Source organism: Brevibacillus sp. JNUCC-41, assembly GCF_014844095.1.
In the GTDB taxonomy this organism is placed as follows: Bacteria; Bacillota; Bacilli; order Bacillales; family DSM-1321; genus Peribacillus; species Peribacillus aracenensis.
Map to the genome: position 1 here is coordinate 4,811,789 of NZ_CP062163.1, position 17,816 is coordinate 4,829,604.

Sequence of the window (17,816 nt, forward strand, 5' to 3'; positions counted from 1 at the left end):
AAGCCCTCCAAACCCCTTCAAAAAAAGTTTATGTCATTCAGGCAATTGGATAGAACGCATTATCACATTTCCTAATGATGAAATCCTGGTTTTTTAGACTTTATTTTAATTGGAATAAAGATCACAAAAATGAGGCTGTCCAAAGGGACAGCCCCACAATATAAGCAATCAGTTGATTTTCGTTTCACATTCTCCCATACATCAAAGTAAATTCTTAATATCGTAGAACTTCCCATTCTCCAAATCTTCTGCCTCAAGAAGCTGCAAAAGTTTATCTGCCACAAATTCGGGACTTCTTAACATGCCATTCTCTTTATATTCATGAAATTTGTCTCGATCGGAAAAGTCCCGTTCGTCTGCTGACCGGATTGTCCCTTGCATTTCCGTATCCATTACACCTGGTGAAAAAGAAATGAGAGACGCAGGGAAAGATGTTTTATCCTGTTCCAACCCTGCAACCCGTGTAAACATTTCTAGCCCTGCCTTCGTGCTGCAATAGGCTGACCAGCCATGATAAGGGTTTTTTGCTGCTCCTGAAGATATGTTGACCATTACCTTCTTTCTGTTCCAGTCCTTTGTCTGTTTAACGAATTCATCAGCCAGTACGATGGGTGCCAAGAAATTCACCCGCATGCTCATTTCCAAATTTACTCTACCAAGGTTTCCTACCGGCTTTATCGGTTCAATGACACCTGCATTATTAATGATATAAATGTCACTTGTTTCATCTACAGCAGCAAGAATCTCATTGACTAAGGAAGGTAACTTTTCAGTTTCATTCAAGTCTAGCGAAATAAATGTAAGTTTCTTCCCGGATCTGTCAGCCATCTGCTGCATTTCAGGATGTGCTGTACGGGAAACTAAGATGCAATGATCACTCGTCTGCAAACAGCCTTTGGCGATGGCAGCCCCTAAACCTTTTGAAGCTCCTGTGATTATAAACGTTTTCACGGCATTTCCCCCTTTTATGGATATAAACTATTGTACCAAAATGGAGTCCGAATGGTCTCCTGCCGAATCCCTTTCACTATTCTTACCGAGGATGATTACTATAATTTTTAAACCGTATTAGCTATACTCCATGATTTTTTCAATTATATGAAATAAATCCTCGTTGGATTGAAGAAATTTGCGAACCTGCCGAAAATTTGCTAGCCGAGACCCCTGTGAAACGCTTGCTTTGATGAGGCCTGGCAGACAGTCGGCGGAAAGGAACAGATTTGTGAAATTATGAACGTTGATCAAAGAAAAAAACTGCAGGCAAACCCGCTTTTACGAATTTGTCTACAGTCTGAGCGGTTCATATAGTAATGGACCGTAATTAAAAATTATAATATGGGTGATACCAGCCTTGCAATGGACTCTTTAAAACGAATCCATTTTGAACGCTTTTCAAAGTCTTCAATTGTAAGCTGCCTACAGACTTCAACATCCTTATAAAAAATCCTTGTCAGTGTTTCGGCCATTCCTTCATCATAAATGAAGGCATTGACTTCAAAATTCAATTTAAAACTACGGACATCAATGTTTGCTGTCCCCACCGAGGAGACCTCTTCGTCCACCACGATCATCTTCGCATGAATAAAGCCGTTATCATAGATGTATACCTTAGCTCCCGCTCTTAATAACTGCCCTGCGTTGAAAGTTGTTGCCCAATAAACGAAAAGGTGATCAGGTTTATTCGGAATCATGATTTTTACATCTAACCCTGATAAGCTGGCAATCCTGAGTGCATCCAATAAACTTGCATCCGGTATGAAGTAAGGTGTTTGAATGAGAATCGATTTCTTTGCTGAAGATATTAATTTAATATAGCCATTTTTAATTTGTTCCCATTCAGAATCTGGCCCACTTGTCACTATTTGCAAATCTATATTGCCTTGAGGCTTTAAAACAGGGAAATAATGAGGCTGATAAGTTATATCATGGTGCTTTGATGCCTGATTCCAATCCAGGATAAAACGGGTTTGAATGGCTTTGACAGCTGAACCCTTTATTCGAAGGTGTGTATCACGCCAGAAACCGAATTTTGGATTAAGCCCTAAATATTCATCACCAACATTAAAGCCACCAACATACCCTACTTTTCCATCAATGATGACTAGCTTTCGATGGTTACGGAAATTCAGCCGTAAATTTATAAATTTTAATTTGGATGGAAAGAATGCCTCCACTCGCCCTCCTGCCTGCCTAAATTCCCTGAAGAAACTTTTAGTCATCCCTCTGGAACCGAGCTCGTCATAAAGCAGCCGAACTTTGACGCCTTCATTCGCTTTTTTAGTCAAAGCTTCAATGAATCGTTTACCCAGGCCGTCCCTTTGAATGATGTAGTATTGTATGTGTATATGATTTTCTGCCGCTTCGATATCTTTAAAAAGCTGGTCAAACTTATTTTTTCCTTCCGTAAAAATATCGACTTGATTATCTTCAGTAAGCACGGCATCATTGTTCCGGAGATGCATATAAATCAAATCACGGTAATTACTTGAAGAAGCATTTCGAAAAGGAAAATGATTCGTTGAAAGCTCTTCCATCTGTTTATCAAGGATTTCTTCAATCCCGATTTTCTTCTTGTCCTCCCATTGGAATAAATGGGCGTGCCTTAAACTCGTTCCAAAAAGGAGATATAAAATAAAACCGACTACAGGGAGAAAATATAACACCAATAACCAAGCCCAGGTGGTGCTCGCTTCCCTTCTTTCAAAAAATATGACAATCGTGGCAAATAAAATATTTAGAATGATGACGAGGCCGAGCAAAACCGATGTAACATGCGTAAATTCCATAGTATTCCCTCACTCAATTTTTATCCCTTTAAGGATACCATGCAAATTCTTTATATCAAAGGATTTGCTTATCAGAAGTGAAAACAGAGAATTCAAAAAAAGGACCTCTTCCTGTAGAGGCCCCTTTTAAAAAAATCCCACCCTGGAAATTTAGAATTTCTCAGATTGGTCAGATTGTTTTTAATTATTGTCTTAAACATTCCAATTCAACAATAACAATAAATATAATTGCTTATCGGCTTTTCACTAATAAATTCACAGCTTCTTTCACTAGCTCTTCGGGATTTTTTTCTCCGGATTCATTAGCCTCCCGGACGCATTCTACAAGATTTGAACTTACTATTACCCCGATTGTCCTATCGATTGCAGATCTAGTGGCAGATAACTGCGTTACTACTTCTCTGCAATCTTTGTTTTCCTCCATCATTTTCAATATCCCACGAAGCTGACCTTCTATTCGCTTCACTCTATTTTTAACCTGATTGTCATATTCCATGTGAGGCCTCCTACCTTGCCTATTACTTATGAATCCTATCCAGACATCCATCATAAACAAATTCAGTTGAAATGAAGGATTGATAAAAAATCTTACAATTTATAATACATACCACTTAGGTATAATTGTCAAGTGCCAAAATTCAATAATGATAGCTCCAATATGTAATTTCTATTTTTGTACTAGGAGACTTTGTGCAACTGCCTCAGAAAACTCAATCGTCATTTGTGGAACGTAGGTTTTTAACAAAGCATTGACGATAGGGGCTTTGGCTCCTTTTGCCGTAATCGCCAGGCAGCCAGTCATTTTAGTCTGGCCAACTCCGCACTGTTCTGCTAAAAAATAGCCATGCCCATCAAATTTTTCATTTAATCCCTTAAGTTTAAATGTTACCTTTTCGGGTTCAATCCATTCCAATATATTCACTTCAAGTTTTATTTTCTTCTTCATTAATCCCAAATCGCTTTTAAACTCCCAGATGAGTGTCCACTCATTCATCATCTCATGATTGATATATCCTGGGACAAGAGGTGCCCAACGATCTATGCTACTTACAAATCCCCAAACCGTTTTTATTGAAACAGGTAAAATGATACTGTGCACACCTTCTGACAAAGCAGTTCCCCCTTAATCATTCTATTTACATCTTTTTAATGTATGGCTGAATATTATTGAATAGAACGGTAAGCTCAGATTCTTAAACAAAATTCTCCCTGTGGTAAGGAAACCATTTAAAGATACTAACAGTAAAGAATCGCCCTTATGCAATATAGGGACGATTCTTTTTTGTTTTGTTCCTTATCAATCTGACGCAATTTCAACCGTATACATACTCAATCTTGGATCAGGGTTGATCCAGGCGCTTTCAAACACGAATACCACTTTATAATTTGCGTAATCGGTATAAGTGACATAGTACATCCCTTCTTGCTCCACTTCACTTACAGGTTCACCAATCAATCCCTTCAACATGGATAAATGGATGGTTTGCAATCGCGGATCAAAATCATCAATGGCGGTAATCGTTTTTCTTCCTGTTGAACCGTCATAGAGGAAACGGATATTATGGGACCAATAATTGGCCGCGACGGTACTTAAATCTTCCGGTGCACCCCAGGCTTTTCCCACTTTCTTCAATGAATCACCTACAGAAAATGGGCCACTGCTAATGGTTTGCTGGGATTCATAGGCCAAACCCATGATCTGCCGAATCAAAAGGTCCGGCGTGGATTGTGATGATAGTGAATTTGATGAAGCAAAAGCAGCCTGACCACTAAACATGAGAAATGCGAGCATTAGAAATGTAACACTTTTGATAAAACGATTCACTTGTTTCAAAGGTATCCTCCCTTTCCACCTGGAAGTGACTAAGTACATTATTTTAAATATCTAAAAAAAATGAAAAATGCTTATGTCATTCCAGTTGGTTTTACCTTTACCATTAATATTCATTGGAACTTTGGACACATACCATTCGTTTTTAAAAAAACTTAGCATGAAATATTAGTCTATTTAACTTGACGAAAATGGCACCTCATTTGTCCGAGTGGGCACAAAAAAATGCTCACACCGTTTTCTTATGATGATAGTTAATTCATACAAGCTAACGATGGTGGAGATTTTGAGAACTCATGCTTAAATAGGATCTTTAAGGTTGCTAATTAAGCATGAGTTTTTATTTGTGTCATCATCAATACTTAATTCAATTAGGTTCAAAAATATCATATTAAGGAGGAATTGGATGCTCAAATTACTTTAGCCAGTTTTACCAGTTGAGAGATTACCTAAAGGAAAGATAGATTCCGAAAATAAGAAACTCAGTTTACAAGTTTTCCTCGGAAACTTCATTGGATATGCAGCGTATTATTCAATTCGTAAAAACTTTTCCATCAGGCATTCCGGTCACTTTATTATGCGGTTATATCTCGGATAAAGTTTATAAAGAACATCGGGGGTTGTCTTTATGCCTGGTGCTTTAATCGAAGTCCTTGTTTACTGGTTTAACCCTGCTGGCAACCTAATGATTGATCTAACTGCGATTGGATAGCGGCTGATGTTATTAAATATATTCTAAAGCGGATGGATTTTTTATGAATAGTTAAACACCCTCCATGATTAGATCGACGGCAAACAATATCTGTATATTCAGATAATAACCGAGAAGCTGTTGCCGGACGGTTTGGGTAACATTTCATAATGGAATACATAAAAATAAATGACTATGCCTTTACACCAACGGTCCTAAAGGCATAGTCATTACATCAAAATCATATAGATTGTTTTCTACTAATTTACTGGTTATTGCCGGTCAAAAAGTGAAGCTCCCGCTATACCGGGTTTTGTCATCTCATAAGGATTTAGAATTAGATCCAATTCTTCTTCTGTCAACACATCATATTGTAAACAAAGTTCGCGAACTGATTTGCCTTTTAATATCGCTTCACGCGCAATACGTGAAACCACTTCGTACCCAAGGTGCGGATTGACTGCTGTAATCACACCAACACTTTGTTCGACATAATCTTTTAAATGTTGCTCATTAGCTTCAATGCCTTCTAAGCAATAATCTGTAAAGACATTGAAAGCATTGTTCATGATGCTAATTGATTGCAATAAATTGAATACAAGGACTGGTTCCATTACGTTCAACTCTAGTTGTCCTGCTTCTGATGCTAAGCAAATTGTATTATCGTTCCCGATCACTTGGAAAGCGACTTGATTAATTAATTCTGGCATTACTGGATTTACTTTTCCTGGCATGATGGATGAACCTGGTTGACGTGCTGGAAGAGTGATTTCCGCTAATCCCGCTCTCGGTCCTGAAGCCATCAAACGTAAATCATTAGCAATTTTAGACATATTCATCATACATACTTTCAATGAAGCTGACACTTCAGTATATGCATCCGTATTTTGGGTTGCATCCACTAAATGTTCTGCACCTACAAGCGGCAAGTTACTGATTTCAGCTAAATATTTAACAACATTTTCAATGTAACGGGGATCTGCGTTCAATCCCGTTCCCACTGCTGTTGCCCCCATATTCACTTCATATAAATGTTGGCGTGATTGACTGATTCGTTTTATATCCCGATCCAACACGCGACTGTATGCCTCAAATTCTTGACCGAGTCGAATTGGCACTGCGTCTTGAAGATGTGTGCGTCCCATTTTGATAACATGATCAAATTGTTTTGCTTTATTCTTTAAAACCGTGCTCATCTTGGTCATTGTTTGTAACAATTGCTCTAAAAGTCTTAATGTTGATAAATGAATGGCAGTTGGGAATACGTCATTGGTTGATTGCGACATGTTAACATGGCTATTTGGACTTACTTGTACATACTCCCCTTTATTGTGTCCCATGAGTTCTAACGCACGGTTGGCAACGATTTCATTAATGTTCATATTCATCGATGTACCTGCGCCGCCTTGAATTGGGTCAACGATGAAATATTCATGCCACTTTCCATCGATCACTTCATCAGAAGCTTTGACGATAGCGCTTCCAATACCATCATATAACCGTTTGGTATCCATATTTGCTAAAGCGGCTGCTTTTTTAATCATAGCTAGTGCACGAATCATTTCTTCATTGACTTTGTAACCGGTAATCGGAAAATTCTCTACAGCGCGTAAAGTTTGTATTCCATAATAAACATCAGCTGGAATTTCCTTTTCCCCAAGAAAGTCTTTCTCGATGCGGTATGTTCTCTCTTCTGTCAACATTTCCTCTTGCCCCTTTGTCTGTTCTATAATGTAATGTCCTCTGCAATCGGTGTTTCCATCATTTCCTTCACTTTTTTGGGATCCTGTGTCTTGGCTAAAATCCACATCAACTTAGGAACGATGGCTTCTGTATTCATATTTCTGGAACGAATGATGACATTCTTATCCACTTTTCGTCCCACTTCGTAAATATCCATATCTTCCCCTTCTTCTAAACATTGGGTAGTAATGACTACGGATATTCCACACTGTACTAACTCATTCAATTTTTCTAAAATATTTCTTCTTTGAAATGGAATACCACCGCTTCCATAACTTTCAATTACGATTCCCCTACATTGATTTTTCAGAGAATCAAAGAATTCAGGTTTAATACCGGGATGCAGCTTAACTAAAGCAACATCAGTACATAGGGAAGCATCTAACTTAGCTTCCTTTTTCTTTGGTGAATGAACTGGCTTTAGATACTCAATTTTATCTTTGAATATGGTAGCGATATATGGATAGTTAATACTTTCAAACGAATCATAGCTTTTAGTTCTCAATTTAATGGCCCTAGTACCCTGGATGACTCTACCATCAAATACAACATATACTCCTCCAATATCTTCACAAGCAAACCGGATCGCATCAGAGATATTTCTTTTGGCATCTGTCTTTTTATAGGCAATTGGGATTTGAGAACCTGTAATGATAATTGGTTTCCTTAAATCTTGTAACATATATGAGAGTGCAGCTGAAGTGTAAGCCATTGTATCTGTTCCATGGGTAATCACAAAGCCATCGTAATCATGGTAGTGCTCATGGATGGATTGTGCCATTTCTGTCCAATCTTCCGGCTGCATATTTGTACTATCAATATTCATCAAAGGCTTACTATCAATCTGATAAAGTAAATCCAATCCCGGCAGGTGTCCTAAAAATTCGTCAGCTTTCATATCTGGAACCAGTCCATTTTCCCCTTCTAACGATGCAATTGTACCACCTGTAGTAATTAACATCAACTTCTTCATTTTTGACTTCAACTTCCCCAATAAACTACCCCCTATAAAGCCTCCCTGTTTTACAATCATTCATCATCTTAGAAAAGGATGTTTTTGCTGGTTATATACATGTTACGCGTACATCACATGTTATTATAGTCATGTTCCAGAGTGAAATCAAGCTAAAAACATTCATTACGCGTACGCTTATTCCAATTTGATGTTATAATCGATTTATATAAAAGGAGAGTAATAAGAATGATCGTAAATAGATTAACTACATTAAGGAAGGCCAAAAGGTGGTCTTTGCAATATACCGCTGACAGACTCGGAATAGCCAAGAGTACCTATGCAGGTTACGAATCGGGCCATCGCCGTCCTTCATTGGAAACGATAAATTTATTAGCAGGCTTATATGATACATCCACTGATTACATTCTAGGTCGAGTGGATTATCCATCTAAAGATATTACCACAGAGTCACCTCGAGCCATGGAATTGACGGATTCACCAAATATGAAGCTTGCTGTCGATGGAATCTCTCTTTCTGAAGAGGAAACGATTCAATTCATCGCTTTTATTAGAGCTAAACGAGAAGTGGAAATAATTCGCCATAAACAAAAAGAAACATAGCAGACATTGAGCTTAAGACGTTATGGGGAATGAACCGCACTTCACCAAGTACTTATAATATTCACGATGCAACTGGAATGACTGTAAAATCCCATGGCTTTAAACAGTTAGGATATGACGGTTATGATTAATCGTTGACGCTACATGTAATTATTCCTGGATGACAGCTTAAACTTACTAACAGGTCTTTGTAGCTTTTTGAATAGTACCCGAGTTTAGAAAATTAAGTTTTATTAATTATAATAGAAGAAAGTCGGCTAATTAAATGCATCCATCATCATTATTCTGTTATCTTCTTTAACTTACTTCAAGGGAAGATGAGTATTCCGCTGTTTCTCGCTACCATCTATGCTTATTTAAGTAATCTCCGACTTTCCCTCTTGATTTATTTGCAATCAAAGAAAAACCACAGCAAAGCTTATGGTTTTCCTCGGTATATAAATAGAAATTGCTGTCTCATCTTTAAAGCTGAAAGCGAAATTTAAAAATCGCTCAATATCTTGGTATGTTTAAAACTTCCTCATTTGATATACTGTTTGTCAAAAATCAAGGCATCTCGTCATCTTTTTCCCGATTTTTGAAAGCTTCATGTGTGACAATATCCTCGATTTGTTCATATTGCCGGCTATGTTCCTTCTCTTCGCTAATCCTATTATCGGGTAGATTTCCTGGATGCCCTTTTTCTTTGTGATTAAAACTTTTACCACGACTCATACTCATTCTCTCCTTTCTAATCATTGTTTGTTTAGTTTTCCCAAGCTATCATAAAATATGATTTAATTTCCCTTTTTCCTGTTTTTGCAGCAGGCTTGGATACACCTGCAACGCCGGGCGGCATAATTATGAAATGGTTGCTCAATTTCGAACAGTCGCTTACCGCATTAAAATTGCAGCTAAAGCTAACTGGGATAATTTTGATCTAAAAAAATGACGCCATCTTAAAAAGATGACGCCATTTTTTCTTTCTTATAACTTAAGGACGTTCTAATTCAAATAATTCCCCTAGTTTTGTATAAGTATGACCCGCTAATCTTGCTACAGGTTTTAGCCCATTCTGGTCAATTCGACCGTTATGGTAAATATCTTGCACGATATGATAGCAGACTATTTTCCCTATCAATAAATCGCAACCTGGTTTATCCTTGGAACCCGCCATAGGTATCGCATGCTCTAATGTACATTCAAAGCGTACCTTCGCTTCTTGCAATCCTGGTACGGATACCTTATCACTAACAGTTGTCGTGAAATGGGTCAGACTCAATTCACTTTCGTCAGACGGGAGTTCCTTCGCTGTTCGATTTGCATCAGCTACATTATTCTCATCAGTGATATGAACAACGAATTCACCTGTTTGAATTGCATTTCGGGCAGTGTCCTTTGAAACCCCTTCTTTCCGTTGGACAGAAACGGAAATCATCGGAGGATTTGAACTGACTATGTTAAAAAAGCTGAACGGCGCTATATTGACTGTACCTGTTTCGGATTTTGTCGTAACCAAGGCTATAGGTCTCGGTATGATGCTTCCAGTCAAAAACTTATAATTATCCCGTTCAGTCAGACTTTCAGGATTAACAGAAATCATCTTCATTCCCTCCCATTCTTATAAAAAGTTCTTTTGAAACCATGAACCCGCTGCCTCAACCTCTGACCGTGTTAACTGATGACCGTAATTTTCCCACTGAACATCCACTATAGCACCCGCTTGCAGCAAAAGGTTATTAAGCTCGTCAGTTTCTGCTGCCGGGCAAATCGGATCGTTTTTACCTGCAGCAATAAATACAGGTATATCCGAAAGGGAAGGCAATGCAATCCCTCGTCTAGGCACCATTGGATGATGAAGACTCGCTCCTAGTAATGCCCCTTCGAAATGGAACAGCAAACTTGCCGCTATATTTGCACCATTGGAATAACCTAATGCTACCACTCTTTCACGGTCGAAGTCATACTTTTTGGACGCTGATTCCAAGAAGTCATTAAGCTCCTTCGTACGAAAGATCAAATCTTCTTCATCAAAAACCCCTTCTGATAATCGGCGAAAAAAACGAGGCATTCCGTTTTCAAGCACATTTCCCCTTACGCTCAATACGGATGATCCTGGTGAAACCATTTCCGCTAATGGCAAGAGATCTGTTTCCGTTCCTCCAGTGCCATGTAGAAGCAAAAGCAATGGCGCTTCTGGATTACTTCCTTTTTGAAAAATATGCTTCATCATTTATCCTCCTCAAGTACTCTCGGCACTGCCGGCAGTAACGTTTTCTCCATGATCGCCCTTTTTTCTTCCAGCCATGGCGGCAGCATTAAATTACTGCCCATCGTTTCCTTCGTTTCATCATGAGCGAAGCCAGGAGGATCTGTGGCAACTTCAAAAAGTATGCCTCCATCTTCCCTGAAATAAATGGCATCGAAGTATTGGCGGTCTGTAAAGGGTGTCACACCATAGCCATGGTTGGCGATATGCTCCCGCCATTCTTTATGATCTTCATTATCGATTGCACGCCATGCAACATGATGGACAGTTCCCACTCCGATCTTCCCATTTGGCAAAACCGTTTTTTTAACATCTATCAAATTTCCGATGTCCGATGTGGATTTGAAGCGAATGTAATCGCCCTCTTCCCCAATTTTTTGCAGGCCCATCACTTTCTCTAATAGTTCCATCGTTTTGAGCGGTTTTGACGTCAATAATACGGCACCACCGAATCCCTTGACAGCCTTGGCAGCTGGTACACCGCCGAATGACCACTCGCTATTTTTCCCTTCTTTACGCTCAACCAGTTCAAGTTGCAAACCGTGTGGGTCTTGGAATTCCAGATATTCCTCGCCGAAACGTGAAACCTTTTTAAAGTTTATGTTAAATTTACCTAAACGCATTTCCCAGAAACCCATCGATCCTTCCGGAACAGCATATGTTGTAACCCCCACTTGTCCTGAGCCAATTCTCCCCTTGTATGCCCCAGGCCAAGGAAAGAAAGTGATGATAGTTCCCGGAGAACCTGATTCATCACCGAAATACAAATGATAGGTTCCAGGGTCATCAAAATTAACGGTTTTCTTCACCATACGCAGTCCCAATACTCCAGCATAAAAATCCACGTTCTCTTGAGGATTGCCTACAATTGCGGTTATATGATGTATTCCTGCATTTTGCTTTTGCATGCCCAATACTCCCTTTCCCATTGATTAATTTGTTGGTTTTATATTCAGTGGTTTTAAATTCGCTTCAATATCCTTTCTTTTCGATTCTAAAAAAGGTGGGAGGGCAAGGTTCTCACCTAAGTGCTGCTCTGCTTCATCCACTGCAAAACCTGGTCCATCAGTAGCCAATTCAAATAAGATACCATTCGGCTCCCTAAAATAAAGTGAATGAAAATAATAGCGGTCCACATAACCAGAGTTCACGAATTTCGATTCACTAATTTTCTCTATCCATTTTCTCAGTTCCCCTTCATTATCCACCCGGAAGGCAATATGGTGTACTCCCCCCCTCCCCAATCTTTCCCGAGGTATGTCATTCCTTTCTTCAATATGGAGTTCGGCGCCTGTTCCTCCCTCACCTGTCTCGTAAACGACTATCGGATTTTGCCCCCTGATTGAGGATGGGTATGTGCCTGACTGCCTGAAACCCAATACGTCGGTAAGAACACGTTCTGTTTGTACAATATCAGGTACAGTAAGTTTTACTGGCCCTAATCCAAGAATGGAAAACTCTTGCGGCACTAGGCTTCCATCCCACGGTAATCCTCCTTGAACGCCGTTATTATCCTGATCGGAAACCAAAAGAAGCCTCTGCCCTTCAGGGTCTTTAAAAGAAAGCACCTTCCTTTCAAAGCGGCTCGATATTTCATCCTGCTCAACATTGAATTCAACAAACCGTTTTTTCCAATATTCTAGTGCTTCATCATTTCTTACCCTTAAGGAAATTTCTGAAATACTATTATTCCCCTCATGAGTGCGGGCAGCATTGGGAATTTCAAAAAACGTCAATTCCGTACCCGGTGAACCAATTTGATCTCCATAAAATAAGTGATATACACGTACATCATCTTGATTCACCGTTTTTTTAATTAATCGCAACCCTAAGACTTTTGTGTAGAATTCAAAGTTATTTCCCGCTTTAGCTGTAATCGCCGAAACGTGATGTAATCCTTTTAATTCCATCCAAACCACTCCTATCTTTATAAATCTCCCCATACGGAAATGAATTAATCCTAAAATAATATCTCGAATTCAAGGTATTTAACCTTCAAAATACTTTTAATACAAATATCTTGATTTAAAGATAAACGACATAGATAAATTTGTCAACCATTTTCACACAAATAATTTTACCCGTTTTCATTTATCATAAAATATTTAAATCAGGTCAAAATAAATCGGTAGTATAAAGAATGGAGGTGTGATATATGGTTAAAGATTTTTTTAGCGCAATTGAAGATAGACGCTCTTATTATTCCCTTAGCAAGGAACGTGTTGTTCCTAATAAAAGGATTAAAGAAGTTATCGGTCATGCCGTTCAATATTCCCCTTCCGCTTTCAACTCCCAAAGTGCAAGAGTGATTGTATTAACTGGTCAAAACCACGACCAATTATGGGATATCACAAAAAAAACATTAAGAAAAGCAATCGGCGCCAAAGATTTTGAAAAAACTGAAGAAAAAATGAATTCATTTATAAATGGTTATGGTACGGTTTTATTCTTTGAAGATCAGGCTATTATAGATAGGCTTCAAGAACAATTCAAAACGTATGCCGATAACTTTCCGATTTGGTCGGACCAATCATCTGCCATTTTACAATTTGTCGTATGGACTTCCTTGGAAATTGAGGGGTTTGGTGCAAGTCTTCAGCATTATAATCCTTTAATCGATGACGAAGTGAGAAAGACATGGGATATATCACGTGATTGGAAACTCATCGCACAGATGCCCTTTGGAAAACCAACTGCAGAGCCTGATGATAAAGACTTCTCACCACTTGAAGAACGTGTGAAATATTATCATTGAAACAATAGGGGCTGTCTCTGCATAACGAGCCAGCCCTTTCATTTATTTCACTTTAGTAATCCGGAAATGCAGCAAAAAATTTTGAAAATACCAATGACGCAAAGCCTATATAATCTACAACCGGCATGATTTTGATATCCTCAATGGCGTTCAACATGTACATTTCGCATCCCCCTAGTAAACTATTGAATTGGTGAGGAACGCCCTAGTAGCCATTCCTTCAAATAATATGGGAGTTCACCGGAATATTGTTTAGCAGCATGTCCACTTTTCAGTAGGCTATATGTCTTATCCTTACATTTTAAATGCTTCATTACCGGATAAATCATTTCCTGTGGGACCAATCGATCATTCTTATTCGCTATTACTAAAACACTAGCATCAATTTTCGATAGCTTCGCTTTTTTTCCCCTTACCTTAAAACTCCCATTAACCAAGCTGTTATTTATCAAAAGGTCTTTCGTTATTTGTTTCGCGGCTGCTCCGGATAATGGTATATGCCCATTAGCCCAAGCATTGAAGCGGCGCCAATTTTGAACGTATTCATCATCATCCGCTTGATTCAATAAAGATAGATAGGGTGATATATAGATAGGGGATGTCATTAATCGGATTCCATATTTAACTGCACTGGCTGGGATCGTTTGATAAATATCAATCGTATCATTAAAATCCGCGGTGCCTTCCTTTAACGCTACCTGCCATTGATCAAAAAATTCTGAGGCACTGAAATCTACAGGTGTAACGGAAAGGATCAAATTCTTGATTGGCTCGTCTGAAATGGCAGCATATATTGCGGCTATTGTACCGCCGAGGCAAAACCCCATGACGGTAATTTCTGATGCTCCAGAGTGGCGTAATGCACGCTGTACTCCTTTTTGAATATAATCGGCGATATAATCTTCAATCGATATTTCACCATCTTCAAAGCCCGGACTTCCAAAATCAAGCAAATACACATCAAAACCTTCATTTACAAAAGATTCTATTAAACTATTGCCGGGGGACAAATCAAGAATCAAAGGAGTATTGATTAGTGAATATATAAGAAAAACCGGTACATCATATTTTTTTTGTTCTGATGGATAATACCAAAGCGTTGATTTGTTTTTTTTCCACACCGCAATTTTCGGCGTCATTCCCATTTCAGGCATTGGCTGATTGGGAATATCCATAAAACGTTTCCATTTAGGTATTGATTCGGATTGATTTTTCGGCACTTTCCGCTTAGACATTTGAATTTCCCTGTCCATGTAAATCGAACCCAGGTAACTGCGAGCTTAACAATAAGGAGTTATTTATAATATCCGCCAATCTTTTTTTACGCCCTTCCATTTCATTGGATTCCCAACTTGACTTCTTTTTCTTACTGAGCGATGAAGTGCGTTTATTACTAACTGCAGATTTACCTCTGACATTCCCGCCCCTATCCTCTACAAGTGTTGAGATCAGCTCTTCTAAACTATCAATTTTTTCTTCGAGCTGGATGACTAATTTCGCAATACTCGCTACATCTTTTTTTGTTGGATAATTCATGATGATGGACATTCTTTCTGAGGCTTCCTGCATTCTATTTATTTTTGGAATCTGCAATCGGGCATTGTCGCTTACTGCTTCTATTAACTCACGGTTATTTAGCAAATTCTGAATTTTATCATTAAGCTGTTGCTCTTTTTGTGCGCCTAGTAATTTAAGCCCTTTATAAAAATTTGATTTTCCTGTCATATATTTCTTCCTTCCTTTCTCCGTTTACGCTAATGCCGAAACTCCACCGTCAATGATTAAAATATGACCGATCATATAGTCAGAAGCCTGTGAGGCTAAAAATACGGCGGCACCCTTTAAATCATCTTCATTGCCAAACCTGCCAGCCGGAGTATTACCTAATATGTCGTAGTTAGACTGTTCAAGAATATTCTTTGTGATTTTAGTCGGGAAAAATCCAGGTGCAATTGCATTGACTTGGATTCCGAATCTAGCAAGTTTAACTCCTAAATCCTTGGTCATTGTAATGATGGCACCCTTACTGGTGTTATAAGCTATCGTATCCAATACCTCAGGAAGCGACCCGCCAAGACCTGTCACCGATGCAATATTTATGATTTTTCCGGAATTTTGCTGCTTCATGATCTTCGCTACAGCCTGTGAAAATAGGAATGTACCTGTAACGTTAACATTCAATACTTTTTCCCACTTATCCTTGGGAACATCCAAAAGCGGACCTGACCAGGACGTACCGCTATTATTGACAAGAATATCAATCGTGCCGAATTGAGCAACCGTTTCCTTGACGACATGGTCAATGGCACTCTCATCCGTGATATCACATTCAAAGGCAACGGCATTAACACCCATCGATCGCAAGTCTTCACATGCCTCCTTACATAGAGGAAGATTTCGTGAAGCAATGACTATATTTGCACCAGCCTCCCCCAACGCGATGGCGATCTGTTTCCCCAGTCCCCTGCCGCCGCCGGTGATGATAGCCGTTTTATTAGTCAAATCAAACATATCACTCAATGTAGTCAACTTTTCAGCCCTTTCTTTATGAAGAATTTTTTATATAAAACTGTCTATATCATTATAGAAAAGCCTATCCAATATTGTGCTTAAAATAGCCAAATGCCCCTGCCTTTTGTTTCATCAACATGTATCTTTTATATCAATGAGAATGCTTCGGTCAGCTGTCGGAAATTCGACCTACTGGAAACTTAATTTGTCCTGCTGGAAGTAGATCATTCGAACGTTTCGTCACTTTTTTCGACCGATAACTGGATTATTCGACTGAGTGAGCAAAATCGGATACTTAACCTGTTAAATCGTTTACACTATAGAACAGTAAGGAGGTTAAAAAATGACTATACATCACTTTCATTTAACCGCCGAATGGCCCGGCGGCAGAAATGATATCGGCACGATTCATTCAGGGAATCTTCAAACACAAATAAGTATTCCTACTGGAATGGAAGGACCAGGGATCGGGACCAATCCCGATGAAATGCTTCTTGGGGCGGCATCGACCTGCTATATCATTACCTTTGCTGCCATGTTAGAGCGTGCCCATATAGAAAAGGCGAGCTTATCCATGCAATCGGAAGCGTTAGTGGATGTTACGAATGGTGTATTTACCTATAAGAAAATCATTCATCGCCCTGCACTTGTATTAGTATCGGGCACTTCTGAAAAAGTGGTTGAAAAAGCGAGGAAACTTGCTGAAAAAGCTGAAACTTCATGTATGATTTCTAGAGCGATCAAAGGTAATGTAGCGGTGGAACTGAATGCGAAAATTTCCATAGCACAGCAACCTTGAAACAGGAAAAGTGCCTAACCCCATGTTGGTTTAGGCACTTTTTGAACTATTGAATCAAGTTCACTTTATTTTCAACCTCTTGGCACACTTCATCAGCCGTTAAACCATTTGCCTCAATGATGGACGCTTTCAATGAAGTATCGCTTATACCCATCACATTACTTTCCAAACCTGTTACCACACAACAATCCACGTTTTTTGCGTCAGCTTCTTGTTTAATCTCCACAACATCAAAACCTTTTTCGCGAAGTGCTTCCTGAATATTCGTTAAAGATTCTTCAACACCGATTTTTGACATCAACACACACCTCCTCTACCTTCTAACCTGTCCTTTTCACCTTCAATATATGTATAGGATGCACAGGAAATAGGGAAAGTAATATCGAGGTGATAAACATGAATGGGAAAAACAAGAAAGATGCTTCACAAACTCGTTTAGGTTCTTCTCAGATAGAGGGGCAAGGTACCACTACGAAAGAAACCGGGGCCTTCACTCAACCTTCTTCACTTAAAAAGCAAAAACGCTCCTGATAAAAAAGAATTCTAAATCAATCATGGAACTCCGCCTTCATGATACGCAAAAAAACGCTTGGTTTAACCGCCAAGCGTTTTTCCTCTGAATGACCCTTTCTTTGCCATACATTCAATAAGGGTCTTATATATTTTGTTTTCTGATTTCCCTTTGAATTTTTAGATCATTCAATTGATCTCCATCAATTGTTTTTGAATCCATTTTTGCATTTTCGGCTTCACATGGGTTTAAATCACTTGCCCTTAAATTATTATTAGGCGCTGCTTGCTCGTTCCATTTGGTCATCATGATCTCCTCCTCAGTCCTTTATTCTTCCCAAACCTAAGAATATTCATGAATACACC

General features: G+C 38.9%; 21 protein-coding genes. 4 read left to right on the plus strand and 17 right to left on the minus strand.

All coding sequences use genetic code 11. From position 1 onward, the window contains the following. Positions 1 to 201: 201 nt before the first annotated feature. The 7 genes from JNUCC41_RS23220 to JNUCC41_RS23250 form a co-directional block, all read right to left on the minus strand. On the minus strand, positions 202 to 951 hold the full coding sequence (locus JNUCC41_RS23220) for a (S)-benzoin forming benzil reductase (protein ID WP_192205050.1): 750 nt from the start codon (positions 949 to 951) through the stop codon (positions 202 to 204). Between the two features lie 377 nt (positions 952 to 1,328). After that, positions 1,329 to 2,786, minus strand: a complete 1,458-nt coding sequence (gene cls, locus JNUCC41_RS23225) for a cardiolipin synthase (RefSeq protein WP_192205051.1) — start codon at positions 2,784 to 2,786, stop codon at positions 1,329 to 1,331. A 232-nt stretch (positions 2,787 to 3,018) separates the two neighbouring features. After that, positions 3,019 to 3,282 carry a metal-sensitive transcriptional regulator gene (locus tag JNUCC41_RS23230; RefSeq protein WP_192205052.1) on the minus strand — a complete coding sequence of 88 codons (264 nt, stop codon included), beginning with the start codon at positions 3,280 to 3,282 and terminating at the stop codon, positions 3,019 to 3,021. 171 nt (positions 3,283 to 3,453) lie between these two features. Next, the gene (locus tag JNUCC41_RS23235; RefSeq protein WP_192205053.1) at positions 3,454 to 3,897 is read right to left on the minus strand and encodes an SRPBCC family protein; all 444 of its coding nucleotides are present in this window, start codon (positions 3,895 to 3,897) and stop codon (positions 3,454 to 3,456) included. Positions 3,898 to 4,083: 186 nt separating this feature from the next. Then, positions 4,084 to 4,611, minus strand: coding sequence for a DUF4309 domain-containing protein (locus JNUCC41_RS23240; RefSeq protein ID WP_228467702.1), 528 nt, complete (start codon positions 4,609 to 4,611; stop codon positions 4,084 to 4,086). A 969-nt stretch (positions 4,612 to 5,580) separates the two neighbouring features. Beyond that, positions 5,581 to 7,011, minus strand: coding sequence for an aspartate ammonia-lyase (gene aspA / locus JNUCC41_RS23245; RefSeq protein WP_192205055.1), 1,431 nt, complete (start codon positions 7,009 to 7,011; stop codon positions 5,581 to 5,583). A 23-nt stretch (positions 7,012 to 7,034) separates the two neighbouring features. Beyond that, positions 7,035 to 8,024: an asparaginase gene (locus JNUCC41_RS23250; RefSeq protein ID WP_192205056.1), complete on the minus strand. Its 990-nt coding sequence runs from the start codon at positions 8,022 to 8,024 to the stop codon at positions 7,035 to 7,037. Between the two features lie 228 nt (positions 8,025 to 8,252). On the opposite strand from JNUCC41_RS23250, the gene JNUCC41_RS23255 reads away from it, so the two are divergent. Then, positions 8,253 to 8,627: a helix-turn-helix domain-containing protein gene (locus JNUCC41_RS23255; protein ID WP_192205057.1), complete on the plus strand. Its 375-nt coding sequence runs from the start codon at positions 8,253 to 8,255 to the stop codon at positions 8,625 to 8,627. 546 nt (positions 8,628 to 9,173) lie between these two features. On the opposite strand, the gene JNUCC41_RS23260 is transcribed toward JNUCC41_RS23255, so the two are convergent. The 5 genes from JNUCC41_RS23260 to JNUCC41_RS23280 all read right to left on the minus strand — a co-directional run bounded on the left by JNUCC41_RS23260 (position 9,174) and on the right by JNUCC41_RS23280 (position 12,785). Then, entirely contained in the window at positions 9,174 to 9,341 is a 168-nt protein-coding gene (locus tag JNUCC41_RS23260) for a hypothetical protein (RefSeq protein WP_192205058.1), read from the minus strand. Between the two features lie 259 nt (positions 9,342 to 9,600). Continuing rightward, the gene (locus JNUCC41_RS23265; protein WP_192205059.1) at positions 9,601 to 10,209 is read right to left on the minus strand and encodes a flavin reductase family protein; all 609 of its coding nucleotides are present in this window, start codon (positions 10,207 to 10,209) and stop codon (positions 9,601 to 9,603) included. An 18-nt stretch (positions 10,210 to 10,227) separates the two neighbouring features. Continuing rightward, positions 10,228 to 10,836 (minus strand): alpha/beta hydrolase, encoded by a 609-nt coding sequence (locus tag JNUCC41_RS23270; RefSeq protein WP_192205060.1) that lies wholly within the window; start codon positions 10,834 to 10,836, stop codon positions 10,228 to 10,230. Then, positions 10,836 to 11,783: a ring-cleaving dioxygenase gene (locus JNUCC41_RS23275; protein WP_192205061.1), complete on the minus strand. Its 948-nt coding sequence runs from the start codon at positions 11,781 to 11,783 to the stop codon at positions 10,836 to 10,838. Before JNUCC41_RS23275 ends, JNUCC41_RS23270 begins: the two co-directional genes overlap by 1 nt. Before the next feature lie 24 nt (positions 11,784 to 11,807). Then, entirely contained in the window at positions 11,808 to 12,785 is a 978-nt protein-coding gene (locus tag JNUCC41_RS23280; RefSeq protein WP_192205062.1) for a ring-cleaving dioxygenase, read from the minus strand. 245 nt (positions 12,786 to 13,030) lie between these two features. On the opposite strand from JNUCC41_RS23280, the gene JNUCC41_RS23285 reads away from it, so the two are divergent. Next, on the plus strand, positions 13,031 to 13,630 hold the full coding sequence (locus JNUCC41_RS23285) for a nitroreductase family protein (protein ID WP_192205063.1): 600 nt from the start codon (positions 13,031 to 13,033) through the stop codon (positions 13,628 to 13,630). 182 nt (positions 13,631 to 13,812) lie between these two features. Here the strand turns inward: JNUCC41_RS23285 and JNUCC41_RS23290 are convergent, their stop codons facing one another. From JNUCC41_RS23290 to JNUCC41_RS23300, 3 genes are read right to left on the minus strand one after another with little or no spacing between them, the layout of a single operon-like run. Continuing rightward, positions 13,813 to 14,865 (minus strand): alpha/beta fold hydrolase, encoded by a 1,053-nt coding sequence (locus tag JNUCC41_RS23290; RefSeq protein ID WP_228467429.1) that lies wholly within the window; start codon positions 14,863 to 14,865, stop codon positions 13,813 to 13,815. Further along, positions 14,858 to 15,355 (minus strand): hypothetical protein, encoded by a 498-nt coding sequence (locus tag JNUCC41_RS23295; protein WP_192205064.1) that lies wholly within the window; start codon positions 15,353 to 15,355, stop codon positions 14,858 to 14,860. The genes JNUCC41_RS23290 and JNUCC41_RS23295 overlap by 8 nt, the downstream gene beginning before the upstream one ends. Positions 15,356 to 15,379: 24 nt before the next feature. After that, entirely contained in the window at positions 15,380 to 16,141 is a 762-nt protein-coding gene (locus JNUCC41_RS23300; protein ID WP_192208304.1) for an SDR family oxidoreductase, read from the minus strand. Positions 16,142 to 16,484: 343 nt separating this feature from the next. Here JNUCC41_RS23300 and JNUCC41_RS23305 point away from each other — a divergent pair, with 343 nt between their 5' ends. Continuing rightward, positions 16,485 to 16,940 (plus strand): OsmC family protein, encoded by a 456-nt coding sequence (locus tag JNUCC41_RS23305; RefSeq protein WP_192205065.1) that lies wholly within the window; start codon positions 16,485 to 16,487, stop codon positions 16,938 to 16,940. 46 nt (positions 16,941 to 16,986) lie between these two features. On the opposite strand, the gene JNUCC41_RS23310 is transcribed toward JNUCC41_RS23305, so the two are convergent. Beyond that, complete coding sequence (locus JNUCC41_RS23310; RefSeq protein WP_192205066.1) at positions 16,987 to 17,238, minus strand: YkuS family protein; 252 nt, start codon at positions 17,236 to 17,238, stop codon at positions 16,987 to 16,989. A gap of 98 nt (positions 17,239 to 17,336) precedes the next feature. Between JNUCC41_RS23310 and JNUCC41_RS23315 the strand changes: the two genes are divergently transcribed. Beyond that, complete coding sequence (locus JNUCC41_RS23315) at positions 17,337 to 17,471, plus strand: YuzL family protein (RefSeq protein WP_098369432.1); 135 nt, start codon at positions 17,337 to 17,339, stop codon at positions 17,469 to 17,471. A gap of 124 nt (positions 17,472 to 17,595) precedes the next feature. Here JNUCC41_RS23315 and JNUCC41_RS23320 read toward each other — a convergent pair whose 3' ends face one another. Beyond that, positions 17,596 to 17,760 (minus strand): hypothetical protein, encoded by a 165-nt coding sequence (locus JNUCC41_RS23320; RefSeq protein WP_192205067.1) that lies wholly within the window; start codon positions 17,758 to 17,760, stop codon positions 17,596 to 17,598. Positions 17,761 to 17,816 lie beyond the last annotated feature (56 nt).

Coding starts and splice junctions, on each gene's coding strand:
- JNUCC41_RS23290 (WP_228467429.1), bottom strand. CDS start 14,865: ATGTCTAAGCGGAAAGTGCCGAAAAATCAATCCGAATCAATACCTAAA.
- JNUCC41_RS23285 (WP_192205063.1), top strand. CDS start 13,031: ATGGTTAAAGATTTTTTTAGCGCAATTGAAGATAGACGCTCTTATTAT.
- JNUCC41_RS23260 (WP_192205058.1), bottom strand. CDS start 9,341: ATGAGTCGTGGTAAAAGTTTTAATCACAAAGAAAAAGGGCATCCAGGA.
- JNUCC41_RS23275 (WP_192205061.1), bottom strand. CDS start 11,783: ATGCAAAAGCAAAATGCAGGAATACATCATATAACCGCAATTGTAGGC.
- JNUCC41_RS23265 (WP_192205059.1), bottom strand. CDS start 10,209: ATGATTTCTGTTAATCCTGAAAGTCTGACTGAACGGGATAATTATAAG.
- JNUCC41_RS23315 (WP_098369432.1), top strand. CDS start 17,337: ATGAATGGGAAAAACAAGAAAGATGCTTCACAAACTCGTTTAGGTTCT.
- JNUCC41_RS23270 (WP_192205060.1), bottom strand. CDS start 10,836: ATGAAGCATATTTTTCAAAAAGGAAGTAATCCAGAAGCGCCATTGCTT.
- JNUCC41_RS23250 (WP_192205056.1), bottom strand. CDS start 8,024: ATGAAGAAGTTGATGTTAATTACTACAGGTGGTACAATTGCATCGTTA.
- JNUCC41_RS23305 (WP_192205065.1), top strand. CDS start 16,485: ATGACTATACATCACTTTCATTTAACCGCCGAATGGCCCGGCGGCAGA.
- JNUCC41_RS23280 (WP_192205062.1), bottom strand. CDS start 12,785: ATGGAATTAAAAGGATTACATCACGTTTCGGCGATTACAGCTAAAGCG.
- JNUCC41_RS23255 (WP_192205057.1), top strand. CDS start 8,253: ATGATCGTAAATAGATTAACTACATTAAGGAAGGCCAAAAGGTGGTCT.
- JNUCC41_RS23230 (WP_192205052.1), bottom strand. CDS start 3,282: ATGGAATATGACAATCAGGTTAAAAATAGAGTGAAGCGAATAGAAGGT.
- JNUCC41_RS23295 (WP_192205064.1), bottom strand. CDS start 15,355: ATGACAGGAAAATCAAATTTTTATAAAGGGCTTAAATTACTAGGCGCA.
- JNUCC41_RS23320 (WP_192205067.1), bottom strand. CDS start 17,760: ATGATGACCAAATGGAACGAGCAAGCAGCGCCTAATAATAATTTAAGG.
- aspA (WP_192205055.1), bottom strand. CDS start 7,011: ATGTTGACAGAAGAGAGAACATACCGCATCGAGAAAGACTTTCTTGGG.
- JNUCC41_RS23310 (WP_192205066.1), bottom strand. CDS start 17,238: ATGTCAAAAATCGGTGTTGAAGAATCTTTAACGAATATTCAGGAAGCA.
- JNUCC41_RS23300 (WP_192208304.1), bottom strand. CDS start 16,141: ATGTTTGATTTGACTAATAAAACGGCTATCATCACCGGCGGCGGCAGG.
- cls (WP_192205051.1), bottom strand. CDS start 2,786: ATGGAATTTACGCATGTTACATCGGTTTTGCTCGGCCTCGTCATCATT.